The sequence below is a fragment of the Pseudomonas sp. NPDC089734 genome, assembly GCF_044748865.1.
Lineage (GTDB): Bacteria > Pseudomonadota > Gammaproteobacteria > Pseudomonadales > Pseudomonadaceae > Aquipseudomonas.
Map to the genome: position 1 here is coordinate 107,155 of NZ_JBIVGV010000001.1, position 16,251 is coordinate 123,405.

Annotated in this window: 11 protein-coding genes; 6 read left to right on the top strand and 5 right to left on the bottom strand. The window is 59.1% G+C overall.

The window, feature by feature from the left end; translation table 11 throughout:
* Positions 1–5: 5 nt before the first annotated feature.
* Entirely contained in the window at positions 6–971 is a 966-nt protein-coding gene (locus ACIPY9_RS00515; RefSeq protein ID WP_400696217.1) for a 2-hydroxyacid dehydrogenase, read from the bottom strand.
* A gap of 83 nt (positions 972–1,054) precedes the next feature.
* Here ACIPY9_RS00515 and ACIPY9_RS00520 point away from each other — a divergent pair, with 83 nt between their 5' ends.
* The 5 genes from ACIPY9_RS00520 (at position 1,055) to ACIPY9_RS00540 (ending at position 10,194) form a co-directional block, all read left to right on the top strand.
* The gene (locus ACIPY9_RS00520) at positions 1,055–1,684 is read left to right on the top strand and encodes a LysE family transporter (RefSeq protein WP_400696218.1); all 630 of its coding nucleotides are present in this window, start codon (positions 1,055–1,057) and stop codon (positions 1,682–1,684) included.
* Between the two features lie 128 nt (positions 1,685–1,812).
* The gene (locus tag ACIPY9_RS00525) at positions 1,813–3,495 is read left to right on the top strand and encodes a fatty acid--CoA ligase (RefSeq protein ID WP_400696220.1); all 1,683 of its coding nucleotides are present in this window, start codon (positions 1,813–1,815) and stop codon (positions 3,493–3,495) included.
* Positions 3,496–3,856: 361 nt separating this feature from the next.
* Positions 3,857–5,794 (top strand): DUF1302 domain-containing protein, encoded by a 1,938-nt coding sequence (locus ACIPY9_RS00530; RefSeq protein WP_400696222.1) that lies wholly within the window; start codon positions 3,857–3,859, stop codon positions 5,792–5,794.
* Positions 5,795–5,822: 28 nt separating this feature from the next.
* Positions 5,823–7,187, top strand: a complete 1,365-nt coding sequence (locus ACIPY9_RS00535) for a DUF1329 domain-containing protein (protein ID WP_400696224.1) — start codon at positions 5,823–5,825, stop codon at positions 7,185–7,187.
* Positions 7,188–7,461: 274 nt separating this feature from the next.
* Positions 7,462–10,194, top strand: a complete 2,733-nt coding sequence (locus ACIPY9_RS00540) for a LuxR C-terminal-related transcriptional regulator (protein ID WP_400696226.1) — start codon at positions 7,462–7,464, stop codon at positions 10,192–10,194.
* Between the two features lie 26 nt (positions 10,195–10,220).
* Here the strand turns inward: ACIPY9_RS00540 and ACIPY9_RS00545 are convergent, their stop codons facing one another.
* Positions 10,221–11,408 (bottom strand): HD-GYP domain-containing protein, encoded by a 1,188-nt coding sequence (locus tag ACIPY9_RS00545; RefSeq protein ID WP_400696227.1) that lies wholly within the window; start codon positions 11,406–11,408, stop codon positions 10,221–10,223.
* 587 nt (positions 11,409–11,995) lie between these two features.
* Between ACIPY9_RS00545 and ACIPY9_RS00550 the strand changes: the two genes are divergently transcribed.
* Entirely contained in the window at positions 11,996–12,703 is a 708-nt protein-coding gene (locus ACIPY9_RS00550) for an OmpA family protein (RefSeq protein ID WP_400696229.1), read from the top strand.
* A gap of 93 nt (positions 12,704–12,796) precedes the next feature.
* On the opposite strand, the gene ACIPY9_RS00555 is transcribed toward ACIPY9_RS00550, so the two are convergent.
* The 3 genes from ACIPY9_RS00555 to ACIPY9_RS00565 all read right to left on the bottom strand — a co-directional run bounded on the left by ACIPY9_RS00555 (position 12,797) and on the right by ACIPY9_RS00565 (position 16,245).
* Positions 12,797–13,690 carry an acyltransferase gene (locus ACIPY9_RS00555; protein WP_400696231.1) on the bottom strand — a complete coding sequence of 298 codons (894 nt, stop codon included), beginning with the start codon at positions 13,688–13,690 and terminating at the stop codon, positions 12,797–12,799.
* A gap of 81 nt (positions 13,691–13,771) precedes the next feature.
* Complete coding sequence (pta, locus tag ACIPY9_RS00560; RefSeq protein ID WP_400696233.1) at positions 13,772–15,862, bottom strand: phosphate acetyltransferase; 2,091 nt, start codon at positions 15,860–15,862, stop codon at positions 13,772–13,774.
* 77 nt (positions 15,863–15,939) lie between these two features.
* Positions 15,940–16,245 carry a DUF3565 domain-containing protein gene (locus ACIPY9_RS00565; RefSeq protein WP_400696235.1) on the bottom strand — a complete coding sequence of 102 codons (306 nt, stop codon included), beginning with the start codon at positions 16,243–16,245 and terminating at the stop codon, positions 15,940–15,942.
* Positions 16,246–16,251: the final 6 nt, after the last annotated feature.

Consider the following 16,251-nt stretch of genomic DNA (forward strand, 5'->3'; position numbering starts at 1 on the left):
GAATTCTAGCTGACTACCCGCTTGGGCGTCCCTGCAAAAAATGCCTGCGCGTTCTCGATGACCTGGCTGACGATGCGCTGACGAGCCTCCCGTGCGCCCCAGGCGCTGTGGGGCGTAATGATCAGGCGCGGAATGTCGTCCGCCAGCAGCGGGTTGCCCGCGACAGGCGGCTCCACGCTCAGGACGTCGGACGCTGCGCCGCCCAGGTGGCCCTTGCGCAAGGCGTCGGCCAGGGCCTGTTCGTCGATCAGCCCGCCACGAGCGGTATTGACCACCAGCGCATGGGGTTTGAGCAGGCTGAGTTCATGGGCACCGATCATGTTGCGGGTGTGTTCGTTGAGCGGGCAATGCAGCGTCAGCGCATCGATTTGCGGCAGCAATTCTTCAAGCGGCAGACGATCCGGGCGGGCAGGGCGGCCGGGAATTTGCCCCAGCAGTACACGCATGCCGAAGGCTTCTGCCAGTCTGGCGACCGCGCCGCCCAGTTCGCCATGGCCCAGCAGGCCAAGGGTCTTGCCTTCGAGTTCAACGATAGGGAAATCCAGCAGACAGAATTGCGTGGACTTCTGCCAGAGACCTTGTTGCACAGCCTTCTGGTAGTCCGGCAGGCGAGTGGCGAGGGCCAGAAGCAGCAACAGGGTGTGCTGGGCCACCGAAGCGGTGCCGTAGCCCTGGCAGTTGCAGACGGTCACGCCGTGTTCGCGGGCTGCCGCCAGATCCACATTGTTGGTGCCGGTGGCCGTGACCAGCACCAGTTTCAACTCAGGGCATGCTGCAAACGTGCTGGCATCGATCACGATCTTGTTGCTGATTGCCACTTGTGCGCCCTTGAGGCGGTCTTTCACCTGATCCGGTGCAGTGCTGGCATACAGCTGCAATTGGCCGAAGCTTTCATGTAGCGCGCCGAGATCCAGATCGCCCAGATCCAGAGACGTGTGGTCGAGGAAAACTGCTCTGCCCGGATTAGTCATTAGCTGTACCTTTTTTGTAATAAGTTGAGAGGGTAGGGTAGCGAGCCTAACAGCAAAAACTCGTTTAAATTTTTGGAGGCCCCATGTACTGGGCAGAATTTCTCACCGTCGCATTGATTCACTTGCTGGCTGTTGCCAGCCCCGGCCCGGATTTTGCGGTGGTGGTGCGCGAAAGCGTGGCCCATGGACGCAAGGCCGGACTCTGGGCAGCCCTGGGCGTCGGTTCGGCGATTTTCGTTCACGTCGGGTATTCGTTGCTGGGGATTGGCATCATCGTGTCCCAGTCCATCGTGCTGTTCAATGCGCTCAAATGGGCGGCGGCTGCCTATCTGCTGTACATCGGTTTCAAGGCCCTGCGAGCCAGGCCGGCCAGTGCTTCTGACGATTCGATCAAGGCGGTTGCAGGCGAAAGAACCGCATGGGGCGCCTATGCCAGCGGTTTTGTAACCAATGGCCTGAACCCCAAGGCGACGCTGTTCTTCCTGTCGCTGTTCACGGTGGTCATCAACCCGCATACCCCGTTGCTGGTACAGGGCGGTTATGGCGTTTATCTGGCCGTTGCGACGGCAGCCTGGTTCTGTCTGGTGGCGTGTCTGTTCAGCCAGGCCCGGGTGCGTGCCGGTTTTGCCCGTATGGGCCACTGGTTCGATCGGGTCATGGGCGGTGTGCTGGTGGCACTGGGCCTGAAACTGGCGCTGACCGAGGTGCGTTGAGTCCCGATGACAAGGCGTCTTTACGGTCGCCTGTCAGCAAATCGTCCCTTTGGCTGATTCGGCTGGCGAAGGAGCGCTCTAGCGTCCATATTTCAGACTTCGCCTGTGGACTTTGAAAAGGGACTCATATGTTACAGACTCGCGTTCTTCCGCCAGCCGATGGCGCCTACCAGTACCCTCTGTTGATAAAACGGCTGCTGATGTCCGGCAGCCGCTACGAAAAAACGCGTGAAATCGTTTACCGCGACACTGTCCGCTACACCTACCCCACACTCAACGAACGTATCTGCCGCCTGGCCAATGTACTGACGGCCGCAGGCGTAAAGGCGGGCGATACGGTGGCGGTCATGGACTGGGACAGCCATCGTTATCTGGAATGCATGTTCGCGATTCCCATGATCGGTGCGGTGGTGCACACCATCAACGTGCGGCTCTCGCCCGAGCAGATCGTCTACACCATGAACCACGCCGAGGACCGGCTGGTGCTGGTCAACAGCGAGTTCGTCGGTCTGTATCAGGCCATTGCCGGGCACCTGACCACGGTGGACAAGACCCTGCTGCTGACGGATCAGCCGGAAAAGACCGCCGAGCTGCCGAATCTGGTCGGGGAATACGAAGAGCTGCTGGCCGCTGCCAGCCCGCACTATGCGTTCGAGGACTTCGACGAAAACTCGGTCGCCACCACGTTCTACACCACAGGCACCACCGGCAATCCCAAGGGCGTGTATTTCACTCACCGGCAACTGGTGCTGCACACCATGGGCGTGGCGACGATCATGGGGTCTATCGAGCATGAGCGCATGCTGGGGGCCAGTGACGTCTACATGCCGATCACTCCGATGTTCCATGTGCATGCCTGGGGCATGCCTTATGCCGCCACCATGCTGGGGCTGAAACAGGTTTATCCCGGTCGCTACGACCCGGAGTTCCTGGTGGAGTTGTGGCGCAGGGAGAAGGTGACGTTCTCCCATTGCGTGCCGACCATCATGCAGATGCTGCTTCACTCCAAGGCCGCGAAGGACACCGATTTCGGTGGCTGGAAAATCATCATTGGTGGCAGTTCTCTCAATCGCAGTCTCTACCAGGCCGCCAAGGCCAAGGGCATTCACTTGACGGCCGCCTATGGCATGTCCGAGACCGGGCCGCTGATTTCCGTTGCTCACATGAACGAAGAGTTGAGGGCCGGCTCCGAAGAGGATCGCATCACTTACCGCATCAAGGCCGGTGTACCGGGCATGCTGGTAGAGGCTGCGATTGTCGACGAGGAAGGCAACTTCCTGCCGGCAGACGGTGAAACCCAGGGCGAGCTGGTGTTGCGGGCCCCCTGGCTGACCGAAAGTTATTTCCGCGAGCCGCAGAAGGGGGCGGAGCTGTGGGCGGGAGGCTGGCTGCACACCGGCGACGTGGCGACCCTGGACGACATGGGCTTCATCGATATCCGGGACCGGATCAAGGATGTGATCAAGACCGGGGGCGAGTGGGTGTCTTCCCTGGAGCTTGAGGACCTGTGCAGCCGTCATCCGGCCGTACGCGAAGTGGCGGTGGTGGGCGTCGCCGACTCGCAGTGGGGCGAACGTCCCTTTGCCTTGCTGGTGGTCCATGAAGGCCAGAGCATCGATGCTCGCTGTCTGAAGGAACACCTCAGTCCTTTTGTCGAGCAAGGCCATATCAACAAGTGGGCCATCCCCAGCCAGATCGCGGTTGTTACTGAAATTCCCAAGACCAGCGTCGGCAAGCTCGACAAGAAGCGCATGCGGCTGGACATCGTCGAGTGGCAAAGCAGCAACAGCGCTTTTCTGTCGACACTTTAAATACCTTTCCCTGTCATTGCTGCCGTGCTCCATGAGCACGGCATGCGTCTGCGTCGGCAATAAATCCAGTGCTTGCCAAATTATCTGATTAAGCCATTCTGCGCCGGCCTGTTGCTCAACTCCGTCGCAGCAGGCATTCCAGAGGCCTTGATGCTTGCAAATCACACTTTAGAGGGATCAAGCAAAGGCATTCGCTGGATATAGTCGGTACGGGGACTTGGCAAGAGCGTAAAGATGCAATGTGTGTTACAGCCCCTCAGGGTGTCCGATGAGCGTTGACCGCGGGTTGTTCGGATGGATGGCTGAGTCGTTTTTGGAAGTTCCCACTGCCAAAAAAATAAAAGCACATGGAGTCGCATCGATGACAACTGCAATCCCTTTCTGGCGCCGGGCGAAACTTCCTCTGGCTGTCAGTCTCGCTTCCTCCCTCGCCGGTCCGGCATTTGGTGTCACGTTCAATATCGGTGAAATCGAAGGCAGTTTCGATTCATCGCTATCGGTCGGGGCAAGCTGGTCGACTGCCGATGCCAACAAGAACCTCATTGGTGCCAACAACGGCGGTCGGGGCCTTTCGCAGACTTCCGATGACGGTCACTTGAACTTCAAGAAAGGTGAAACCTTCTCGAAGATCTTCAAGGGCATCCACGATCTTGAGCTGAAGTACGGCGATACTGGCGTCTTTGTACGCGGCAAGTATTGGTATGACTTCGAGCTCAAGGACGAAAGCCGTCAGTTCAAGGACATCAGTGACTCCAACCGCAAGGAAGGCGCCAAGTCTTCCGGCGGGCAACTGCTCGATGCATTCGTTTATCACAATTACGCCATTGCCGATCAGCCTGGCACCGTGCGCTTCGGTAAGCAGGTGATCAGTTGGGGCGAAAGCACCTTCATCCAGGGCGGCATCAATAGCATCAACCCGGTCGATGTCTCGGCATTCCGTCGGCCCGGCGCCGAGGTCAAGGAAGGCCTGATTCCGGTCAACATGTTCTACCTGTCGCAAAGCCTGACCGACAACCTGTCCGCCCAGGGCTTCTACCAGCTGGAGTGGGACCAGACGGTTGTGGATAACTGCGGCACGTTCTTCTCGCAGCCCGACGTGATTGCCGATGGCTGTGACAGCAACCTGGCTGTATTGCGCAGCGCCAGCGGGCTCAATACGTCCCTGGCCACTGCCGGCCTGTCGGCTGGCGCTCGCAACGCGATCTTCAACTCGCTGGCTCAGCAGGGTGTGGCCTTCGGCTCCCCCGATGAAGGCGCAATCGTCCGTCGCGGGCCTGACCGCGATGCGCGGGATGGCGGCCAGTTCGGCTTTGCCGTGCACTATAACTTCGAGCCGCTGGACACCGAGTTTGGCGCCTACATGATGAATTATCACAGCCGCCTGCCGATCTTCAGCGGCCGGGGTGGTTCGACGGCGTCGTTCAGCGGAACCAGTCTGGTGGGCTCGCTTGTGGCCAACGGGATTCCGCTGGCAACTGCAACCGCACTGGCCCCCACCCTGTTGCCGCTGGTGGTCGCAGGGAACTCCAGCTACTACGTGGAATACCCGGAAGACATTCGCCTGTACGGCCTGAGCTTCTCCACCACCTTGCCGACAGGCACGGCGTGGAGCGGTGAGATCAGCTACCGCCCCAATGCTCCGGTGCAGATCAACACCACCGATATCCTCTATTCGGGCATTTCGCCGCTGAACTCGAACGTTTCGCTGCTCAGTGGCCAGGCCAACACCGATCAGCCCGGCTATCGCCGCAAGGAAATCACCCAGTTGCAAACCACCTTCACCCAGTTCTTCGATCAGGTGATGGGGGCCGAGCGCCTGACCGTGGTCGGTGAAGTGGGCTGGACGCACGTGGGTGGCCTGGAAAGCACCTCGAAGATCCGTTACGGCCGTGACCCGGTCTACGGGCCGGGGCCGTTGCCCAATGGGCAGTGCGCCACGCTGAACGCGGGGACCCTGACCGGTGCCGATCAGAACAACCTGACCCGTTACTGCGAAAACGATGGCTTCACCACCTCCAACTCCTGGGGCTACCGCGCTCGCGCCATCTGGGACTACAACAACGTATTCGCCGGTGTGAACCTCAAGCCCAGTGTGGCCTGGTCACATGACGTGAAGGGTTACTCGCCAGGTCCTGGCGCCAACTTTGAAGAGGGTCGCAAGGCGGTCAGCCTCGGGCTGGATGCCGAATACCAGAACACCTACACCGCCAGCCTTTCCTACACCAACTTCTTCGACGGGAAGTACACCACGGTGGATGACAGAGATTTCGTGGCACTCAGTTTTGGCATGAACTTCTAAGGACAGGGTTTTCGGGATGACGATGAACATGAAAATAACAAAAGGTCTGTTGCAAGCGAGTGCGCTGGGGTTGTCGTTACTGGCGAGCGGCGTCATGGCGGCGGTGTCTGAATCCGAAGCGGCAAAACTGGGGACCAGCCTGACGCCCATGGGGGCCGAGAAGGCCGGTAATGCCAATAACACCATTCCTGCCTGGAGCCCCATGCCCAGGAATGCGGGGGCTGTGGACGGCAAGGGGTTCCTTGCCAACCCGTATGCCAGCGAAAAACCGCTGTTCACCATCACGGCGCAGAACGTGGAACAGTACAAGGACAAGCTGGCACCGGGTCAATACGCAATGTTCAAGCGTTACCCCGACAGCTACAGGATGCCGGTGTACCCGTCCCATCGAGGGGCCACGGTGCCTGACGATGTGTATGCCGCCATCAAGCGAAATGCTACCGGCACCAGACTGGTCGGTGGCGGCAATGGCCTGGAAAACTTTGAAACCGCCATTCCCTTCCCGATTCCGTCCAGCGGTGTCGAAGTGATCTGGAACCACATCACTCGCTATCGTGGCGGCAGCGTGAAGCGTTTTGTCACTCAGGCCACGCCACAACCCAATGGCTCCTACAGCCTGGTGTATTTCGCGGATCAGTTCGTGTTTCGCGACAAGATGAAGGATTTCGATCCGAAGAATCCGGGCAACATCCTGTTCTACTTCAAGCAGGAAGTGACGGCACCGGCACGTCTGGCCGGTGGTGTCCTGCTGGTGCATGAAACCCTCGATCAGGTGAAGGAGCCCCGCTCGGCCTGGCTCTACAACGCCGGTCAACGTCGTGTGCGCCGGGCGCCGCAAGTGTCCTACGACGGACCGGGTACGGCGTCGGACGGCCTGCGGACTTCCGATAACCTGGACATGTACAACGGCGCACCGGATCGCTACGACTGGAAACTGATCGGCAAGCAGGAGATGTACATCGCGTCCAACAGCCACAAGCTCGACGACACCACCCTCAAATATGCCGACATCATCAAGGCCGGCCATATCAATCAGGACCTGACCCGTTATGAGCTGCGCCGTGTCTGGCATGTCACGGCCACGTTGAAGGAAGGGCAGCGTCACATCTACGCCAAGCGTGACTTCTTCATCGATGAAGACACCTGGCAGGCGGCGGTCATCGACCACTATGACGGTCGCGGCCAACTGTGGCGTGTTGCCGAGGCCCATGCCGAGAACTACTACGACAAGCAGGTGCCGTGGTATGCCATCGAAACCCTGTATGACCTGCAATCGGGCCGCTACGTGGCGCTGGGCATGAAGAACGAAGAGAAGAGTGCCTATGTTTTCGGTTTCACGGCCGGGACCAGCGACTTCACGCCCAATGCATTGCGTCAGGAAGGCGTACGTTAAGGACATAATCGGATGAACTGTCATGACGTGCAGGTCTGCGTCTTTTGACGCAGCCGGCCCATGAAGAGGGAGATAAACAGGTCGAAACTTATAGCTTTTTCAAAGGCTTATAGCCAAAGCCCCTGGTCAGGGGCTTTTTTATGCCTCGGTATTCGGCTCACAAATTGTAGGAATTTTGTTACGGACTTTTCATGAGTCGCCTTCAAAAGGTCAAGGTTACCCGCTAGTCTCCGGAGATCTGCTATGCCGAAATAACACTCATAAAGAGCCGGCCATGACCGATCTGTCCCGTATGCAAGGAATCGCAGACAGCACGCCTTCCGTGTCGGGAGGGCGCTTCTTTCGTCCCCCTTTGCCCGATGGCTACCTGCCTCGTGCCCGCTTGTGCGAGCGTCTGGCAGAAGGGCTTTCCGGTCGACTGTTGCTGGTCTGCGCGCCTGCCGGGTTCGGCAAGAGTTCACTGGCGGTGGAGTTCTGCCAGAACCTGCCGGAGCAGTGGCAAAGCCTGTGGCTGGGGCTCAACCCTCGGGAAAACGATCCGGGACGCTTCCTTGAACGGCTGTTGGCCGGGCTGCAACAGTTCTTTCCGCAATTGGGTGCCCAGACGCTGGGCTTGTTGAAGATGCGCCAGCGTCATCAACCTTTCGCCTTTGAAGAGTGGCTCGATGGCCTGCTGGATGAGCTGGCGATGCACCTGATGTTGAGCAAGCCTCTGCTGTTGGTGCTGGACGATTATCATCTGGTGCAGGGGCCGGTGCTCGATCGCTGTGTTCAGTTTTTCCTCAATCATCTGCCGGCAGGGCTGGCGGTCATGGTCACCAGCCGACAGCGCCCGAACTGGCATCTGGCACGTCTGCGTCTGTCCCGGCAGTTGCTGGAACTCAATGAAAACGACTTGCGGCTGACCCCTGCCGAATCCCGGGCGGTGCTTGACCGGCATCACTGCTCGCTGGACTGCGAGGCACAACAAAGCCTGATCCGGCGCAGTGAAGGCTGGGTGGCGGGGCTGCGTTTCTGGCTGCTGGCAGCCTCTGAAGTCGATGATGACAATGCCCTGTCACAAACGCTGTACGGTGGCGAAGCGTTGATCGGCGAGTACCTGCTGGAAGAAGTCATCGACTGCCTTCCCGCCAATGTGCAGGCATTCCTTTACGAGACGGCCTGCCTTGAGCGCTTTTGCAGCGAGTTGTGCGATGCGGCCCGGGACAGCCATGACAGCGCCGAAATGCTCCGTTACCTTCAAGCCCATCAGGTGTTTCTGGTCCCGCTGGATGATCAGGGGCGCTGGTTCCGCTATCACCACCTGTTTTCCGACCTGTTGCGCACGCGGCATGCGACCGGGGCGCAACAGACACGCCTGCACCTGAATGCCTGCCGCTGGTTCAGCGCACAGGGATTGCTGGACGAGGCCATCGAGCAGGCGCTGCGTGCCGGGCATCTGGATGTCGCGGCCAATCTGGTACAGAACCTTTCCGAAGAGCAACTGCTGGCCGAACAGAATGTCGGCATGCTGCTGCGTTGGCGAATGGACTTGCCCGACAGCCTGCTGACCAGCACGCCTCGTCTGATCGTGCTCTATGCCTGGGCACTGGGGCTGGCGTGCCAACTGGATGCCGCCGAAGAACTGGCCGGTCACCTCAGCCGTTTTCTGCCAGCGCCTTCGGCCACGGCACAGAAATCCATGCTTGCCCAGTGGCTGGCGCTCAGTGGTGTCATTGCCCGTGGTCGCGGAGACAGTGAAAAGACCCGGCGCTATTGCGGCGAAGCGCTGCACAGCCTGCCGGAAAAACGCTACGGTCAGCGCCTGATGTGCCTCTCCACCCTGGCCAACCTGGCCATTGCCGACAGTGATCTGCTGCGCGCCAGGGCACTGAACCGCGATGCCCTTGAACTGGCGCAACGGGTGGCCAATCCGTTGTTCGAGGCATTGGCGCATTATGACCGCGCCCGTGTATTGCAGGCCCGAGGTGAAGTCCTTCGTGCGCTGGACGAGGTCCGGCTTGGGCTGCAACGGCTCAAAGGGTTATCCACCGTACGGCTGTATGCCGTGCGTGCGCGTCTGACGATTTATGAAGGGTATCTTTTGAGTCTGCGGATGCAGGCCGAGGAGGGGCGTGCACAATTGCTGGCCGGGGTGGCCGAGGCCAAGGCCTGCCGGGATATCAGCGTGCTGATCGGTCACTGCGTGATTGCCGGGCTGGAAGGGCGGGAAGGACGTTTTGCCGAGGCCTTCGCCGAGCTGGGTGAGGCCGAGCGTTTGATGCACATCTGGGATGTACCGCCGATGTACTACCTGGCGATGATCACTCTGATCAAATGCGAGCTGTGGCTGATGCAGGGGCGTATCGATCTGGCAGAAGCCTGGTTGTTGCGTCTGACCCAGACTTACAGCGGAGGATTGGCCGCCGCCGCCCCCGAATGTCACCCTCAACTGCCGCAACAGATCGAGTTGCAGCGTGCCGCGCTGGAGCTTGTTCAGGGCGATGGTACGGCCTCCGCGCGACGCCTGAACGAGCTGCACCAGCATGCACAGGAGGTCGGTGCTCAATTACTGGGCCTGATCGCGCTCAGCCAGCACATGCGCCAGCTTCTGGACAATGGCCGTCTCAATGAAGCGGTCGATCTGCTGAGCCGCAGCCTGCAGGTCGCGCAGGGCGGTGCGTTGTTGCCGTTCAAGGGCTTGATCGACGCGCACCCGCAATGGCTCCGCGAGCAATTGTTGCAACGCCCGGCCGACGGGGTTCGTGACGCCTTGCTGGAAAGGCTGCCGTGTTGTTGTGCGCCGTCAGCGGCAGAGACACCCCGTGTCAGCGAAAACCTGAGTGTGCGCGAGCTGGGCGTGTTGCAACTGATTGCCCAGGGTTGCTCGAATCAGGAGATCAGCGAGCAACTGTTCATCTCCCTGCACACCGTCAAGACCCACGCCAGCCACATCAATAGCAAGCTGGGTGTCGAGCGTCGCACCCAGGCTGTGGCTCGCGCCAAGGTATTGGGGTTGTTGGGGTGATGTGGTGTGCCGGGGAGGATGCCACATCACCCGGCCTTGCAACCCGCCCATAACTCATCGATATCATTCAGGTCCCAGTCTTCGGCCGATTCAATCTTCACAATGGCGTCCCGATCATGTTGGTGTGTCAGGTCGACAATGTGCGGTTTGAATCTTTTCCGCGTTCGCGCAGACATGAAGACTTTCACTCTGGGTAACAGCAGCGATTCGTCATTCTGTTCGACCACGACCCCAAGATGGCCGCTGCGCAGGCGTACCAGGGCACCCACAGGATAAATACCCACGGCCTTGACGAAGCTCTGGAACACCAGATCATCGAAGTGACCTTTCCATGAGGCCATTTCCCGGATCGAATGCGCCGCGCCCCAGCCCTTCTTGTAAGGCCGGTCGGAGGTCACGGCGTCGTATACATCGCAGACCGCGCCCATTCTGGCGAAGATGCTGATCTCGTTGCCTTTGAGGCCATGTGGATAACCCGAGCCATCGAACTTCTCGTGATGATGCAGGCACACATCCAGGACGATGGCGTTGACTTGCTGGCTCTCCTCGAGAATCTTCAAGCCGGCCTCGGGGTGATATTTCATGGCCGTGAACTCTTCCGTGGTCAATCGGCCAGGCTTGTTGAGGATCAGTGGGTCGATCATCATCTTTCCCACGTCATGCATCAGCCCGGCCACACCGGCTTCACGCACCTGTTCATCCGGCATGCCCATGCGTCTTGCGAGCGAAACCATCAAGGCGCAGACCGAAACGGAGTGCATGTAGGTGTATTCGTCCGATGTCTTCAGGCGCGACAGACTGATGAGGGCATGCGGGTGGCGCAATATCGAATTGGAAATTTCCTCCACCAGCAGATCTACGTCGTCCATGTTCATGGCGCGTCCCATCTTGGCTTCGCTGAACATGGTCATGACCACATCCTTGGCCTTGCCGCAGATAAGGCGTGCGCGCTGAACTTCCTTTTCCAGGCAGACGGGAGTGGTGTCGTCTTCGACAGGCATTTCCGATACGGCGCGTTCATCAGGGGCTTTACCCCGGCGCGTATCGATCCACACTTCCTCGGTGTCCGACTGCTGGATGCGTTTGAGGACTTCAATATCCTGGAGCACGACTTCGACCTGGCTTATCCAGAAGGGATCATTGACCCACGGACGGCAGAACTTGTGAATGTGCATGCCCAGTGAAAGTTCGGAAACGGAAATTTTTCTCAGCATGTTCAGTCACCGACAGGTTGTTCGGTGAGTGGGAAGGACGTGAGAGTGGAGGCGTGGCCAACAGGAGAAATACCTCTGGCCAAAGTGTGCACGCAAGGATGAACGAGGATCGGCATGATCTCACCTCTCTATTAATTAGATTGCAAGGATCATCCTGATCGCGTGGTGCCAGTATACGGGGCGTTTCAAGAAAAAAGCAGGTGTATTTATCAGGCGTCAATAAAGGGGCGGATTTCTGTTTTTAATAGAATCAGTCAATTATGAGTTGCTGTTTTTTGACGTCAGAAACACAGCTTAAAAAATAGTTTAAACATAAAAGCTTCATATTTTTTCAGGGGGAAAGTGTGTGGCTTTTATACAGGTGTGTATCGCCGTTTATATAACTTTATTGTTATGGGATAACGTTGTTTTTCGAGCGCGTATTCGTGTCGACAGGCCGGCAGACAGAAAACGGGCTCTGCTACATTGAAGGGGCACCGAAGGGCTGCTGGACCCGCCGAAACGGTTCAGGCGGCGTTAAGGAATTTTTGACAGCGGTCATGCTCTAATCCGCTCATTAGCGTCCGTTCAAATCAGGAGTTTGTTCAATGGTTACCTCGCGCCGTTTGATTATTGCTGCTACTGCTGTAGCCATGCTGTCTGGGTGTGTCTCGTCGCCCAACCCCTATGACAATCAGGGGCAGGCACAAAACTCCGGTGGCATGAGCAAGACAGCCAAGTACGGCGGGCTGGGTGCATTGGCCGGTGCCCTGGCAGGTGCGGCCATCGACCATAACAACCGTGGCAAGGGCGCACTGATCGGTGCCGCCGTTGTCGGCGCCGCCTCGGCAGGTTATGGCTACTACGCCGACAAGCAGGAAGCGGCGCTGAGAGCGAGCATGGCCAATACCGGCGTCGAGGTGCAGCGTCAGGGTGATCAGATCAAACTGATCATGCCGGGCAATATCACGTTCGCCACCGACTCTTCCTCCATTGCCAGCAGCTTCTACTCGCCACTCAACAACCTGGCCGGCTCGCTCAAGCAGTTCAACCAGAACAACATCGAAATCGTCGGTTACACCGACAGCACCGGCAGCCGCCAGCACAACATGGACCTGTCCCTGCAACGTGCCCAGAGCGTCAGCACCTACCTGACCTCCCAGGGTGTGGACCCGGCGCGCTTGTCAGTGCGCGGCGCAGGCCCCGACCAGCCTATCGCCAGCAACGCCGATGTGAACGGCCGTGCCCAGAACCGCCGTGTCGAGGTCAACCTCAAGCCGATTCCGGGGCAGCAGTACGAGCAGTATCAGCAATAACAGGTTCGCGAATGAATTCGCTCCTACAGGGAGCGGGTTCATCCGCCAATGAATTCGCACGGGCGTAGGAGCGGATTCATCCGCGAAAAGCGATCAACTCACTCCCTTGAGCCGATCCAGCAAGCGATCCTTCTCTTCCCACAGGTTGTTGATCCACTGCTGAAATTCCAGTCGGTACGCCTGATCCTGATCGTAATTCCTGCCAATGAACTGAGGCGGGATCCTGATCTCTTCACAATGCACCACCACCTCCTTCACGTTGCCGCAGAGCAGGCCCCAATACCCCGGTTGTCCGCCAGGGTAGTGAAGGGTGACGTTGATGATCGACTCAAGCTGTTCGCCCATGGCGTCGAGCACGAATGCCAGGCCGCCGGCCTTGGGTTTGAGCAGGTTGCGAAACGGTGAGTTCTGTTCGGCATGTTTGGCCGGGGTGAAACGCGTGCCTTCGGCAAAGTTGAAAATGCCCACCGGGTTATGGCGAAACCTGGCGCAGGTGCGGCGCGTGGTTTCCAGGTCCTTGCCTTTCTTCTCCGGGTGTTTGGCCAGATAGGCCTTGGAATAGCGCTTCATGAACGGAAAACCCAGCGCCCACCAGGCCAGACCGATCACTGGCACCCAGATCAGTTCCTGCTTGAGAAAGAACTTCAACGGGCGGATACGGCGGTTGAGCACGTACTGCAAGACCATGATGTCGACCCAGCTCTGGTGATTGCTGGTAATCAGGTACGAATGCTCGTAGTCCAGGCCTTCAAGGCCGCTCAACTGCCAGCGAGTGTGGCCCAGCAGTTTGATCCAGGCATTGTTGAAACTGATCCAGGTTTCCTGAATATGAATCATCACCCAGTCGGTAAAGCGCTGGGCGGTCTTGAACGGCAGACAGATCTTGAGCAGTGTGACCGGAAACAGCGCGGCACAGCAGGCCAGGGTGTTGAGCGCCAACAACAGCGAGGCAATGACGCCACGCAATGGGGCAGGCAAGGTATCCATGACGGATAGTGACTCCAGAGGGTAATGGGATGCCGTACAGGTTGCATGAAGCAACCTGCACAGAGGGCATCGACAGGTGTATCAGGAAAGTGTGTCTGCCTGAATCGCAGTCAATGCGATGGTGTAGACGATGTCGTCTACCTGCGCGCCACGTGGCAAATCGTTTACCGGCTTGCGCAAGCCCTGCAGCATCGGGCCCAGGCTCACGCAGTCGGCGCTGCGCTGTACGGCCTTGTACGTGGTGTTGCCTGTGTTCAGGTCCGGGAACACAAAGACATTGGCGCGTCCGGCCACGGGGCTGTCAGGTGCCAGTTGGCGGGCGACATCCTCGTTGGCGGCGGCATCATACTGCAACGGGCCATCGATCAGCAGGCCACGCTGGGTTTCACGTGCCAGTTGTGTGGCTTCGCGCACCTTTTCCACTTCCTCGCCGCTGGCGGAGTTACCGCTGGAATAACTGATCATTGCCACCCTGGGCGCAATGCCGAAGGCCACGGCCGAATCGGCGCTTTGCAGGGCAATTTCGGCCAGTTCGCTGGCGCTGGGGTGCGGGTTCATGATGCAGTCGCCGTACACCAGCACCTGCTCGGGGAACAGCATGAAAAACACCGACGACACCAGCGTGCAGCCCGGTGCCGTCTTGATCAGTTGCAGGGCCGGGCGGATGGTATTGGCGGTGGAATGGACGACGCCCGACACCAGCCCGTCGACTTCATCCAGCGCCAGCATCACGGTGCCGATCACCACCGGGTCTTCCAGTTGCTGCTCGGCCATCGGAGCGTTGAGGCTCTTGTTCTTGCGCAGCTCGACCATCGGCGCGACATAGCGTTCGCGAATCAGGTCGGGGTCCAGAATTTCCAGTCCCGGCGGCAACTCGATCCCCTGAGCCTGGGCTACGGCCTGGACTTCCTCGGGTTTGGCCAGCAGCACACAACGGGCAATGCCGCGTGCCTGACAGATCGCCGCGGCCTGGATGGTCAAGGGTTCATTGCCTTCGGGCAGGACGATGCGTTTGTTGGCCGTTTGCGCGCGCTGGATCAACTGGTAGCGGAATACCGCAGGCGACAGGCGCAGCTCGCGTGGCGTGCCGCAACGCTGATGCAGCCAGGTAGCGTCCAGATGGCCGGCAACGAAATCAGTGATGATTTCCGCCCGCTCGCGGTCATCGATGGGGATTTCCTTGTTCAACTGGTTCAGCTGTGTGGCCGTGTCGTAGGAGCCGCTGCTCACCGACAGCACCGGCAGGCCTGCCTGAAGCGCGCCACGGCACAGCTCCATGATGCGCGGGTCGGGCACGGTGTCGCTGGTCAGCAACAGGCCGGCCAGCGGCACGCCGTTCATGGCGGCGAGGCTGACAGCCAGAATGATGTCGTCGCGGTCGCCGGGTGTCACCACCAGCACGCCGGGTTTGAGCAGGGGCACGGTATTGAGCACGGTGCGGGCGCAGATGATGATCTTCGACATGCGCCGCTGTTCATAGTCCCCGGCATTGAGGACCTGCGCGCCGAGCAGTTCGGCCACATCGCGGGTACGGGGAGCGTTGAGCTCGGCCTGGAACGGAATGCAGCCCAGCAGACGGAAGTCGCCACTGCGCAGCAACGGTGAATGCTCTTTCAGGCGAGCGGCGAAGGCGTCCATGCTTTCTTCGGTGCGCACCTTGTTGAGGATTACGCCCAGCACTTTCGGGTCCTTCGGGCCGCCGAACAATTGCGCCTGCAACTCGACCCGTCCCGACAGCTCGGTCAGCACTTCGTTTTCCGGGGCGGACACCAGGATCACTTCGGCATCCAGGCTCTTGGCCAGGTGAAGATTGACCCGTGCGGCATAGCTGGCGCTACGGGTGGGCACCATGCCTTCGACAATCAGCACATCCTTGCCCACGGCCGCTTGCTGATAAAGGCTGATGATTTCTTCGAGCAGTTCATCCAGCTGGCCGTCGCCCAGCATGCGTTCCACATGGGCCAGCCCCAGGGGCTTGGGCGGTTTGAGGCCATGGGTACGAGCGACCAGCTCGGTGGAGCGTTCAGGGCCGAGGTCGCCTGGGTGCGGTTGTGCGATCGGCTTGAAAAAACCGACCTTCAGGCCCGCACGCTCCAGAGTGCGAACCAGCCCGAGACTGATGGATGTCAGACCAACACCAAAGTCCGTGGGAGAAATGAAAAACGTCTGCATACTGGCTTCTCGCTTGAGCAGTGCAAAGGCCGCGGCGAATGTGAACAGCCGGGCGGCCAGAAAAATCCGGGCGTTGTCTAACGCAACGCTTCGGTGCCAAGACTATCGTTATCTGATGACTTCGCACACCAGCCACAGTGAAAGCCCTGACCTGTTTTCCGTTTGCGCTGTTCGGGGTCGAGCACCCAGGCTCGCGATTGCCATGGCGGCTGGTGGCGCAGGTGTTGAGTGTGTCCGCAGGACAACACCGCGATCCAGTGGCCGTCTTCATCCTGTCGAAAATCAATAACCGTCGAGTTTTCCAATTCGGTCCGTCTGTCAGAGTTGCGTTCGCTTTCGGGCGATTGCTTGGTTAAACTTGCCCGTTCTTCAATCTTAAGCAAAGGTCT

What these genes read in the sequence shown, in the direction of transcription:
- ACIPY9_RS00525 (WP_400696220.1), top strand. Translation starts at nt 1,813, where the DNA reads ATGTTACAGACTCGCGTTCTTCCGCCAGCCGATGGCGCCTACCAGTAC.
- ACIPY9_RS00520 (WP_400696218.1), top strand. Translation starts at nt 1,055, where the DNA reads ATGTACTGGGCAGAATTTCTCACCGTCGCATTGATTCACTTGCTGGCT.
- ACIPY9_RS00540 (WP_400696226.1), top strand. Translation starts at nt 7,462, where the DNA reads ATGACCGATCTGTCCCGTATGCAAGGAATCGCAGACAGCACGCCTTCC.
- pta (WP_400696233.1), bottom strand. Translation starts at nt 15,862, where the DNA reads ATGCAGACGTTTTTCATTTCTCCCACGGACTTTGGTGTTGGTCTGACA.
- ACIPY9_RS00515 (WP_400696217.1), bottom strand. Translation starts at nt 971, where the DNA reads ATGACTAATCCGGGCAGAGCAGTTTTCCTCGACCACACGTCTCTGGAT.
- ACIPY9_RS00530 (WP_400696222.1), top strand. Translation starts at nt 3,857, where the DNA reads ATGACAACTGCAATCCCTTTCTGGCGCCGGGCGAAACTTCCTCTGGCT.
- ACIPY9_RS00555 (WP_400696231.1), bottom strand. Translation starts at nt 13,690, where the DNA reads ATGGATACCTTGCCTGCCCCATTGCGTGGCGTCATTGCCTCGCTGTTG.
- ACIPY9_RS00535 (WP_400696224.1), top strand. Translation starts at nt 5,823, where the DNA reads ATGAAAATAACAAAAGGTCTGTTGCAAGCGAGTGCGCTGGGGTTGTCG.
- ACIPY9_RS00545 (WP_400696227.1), bottom strand. Translation starts at nt 11,408, where the DNA reads ATGCTGAGAAAAATTTCCGTTTCCGAACTTTCACTGGGCATGCACATT.
- ACIPY9_RS00550 (WP_400696229.1), top strand. Translation starts at nt 11,996, where the DNA reads ATGGTTACCTCGCGCCGTTTGATTATTGCTGCTACTGCTGTAGCCATG.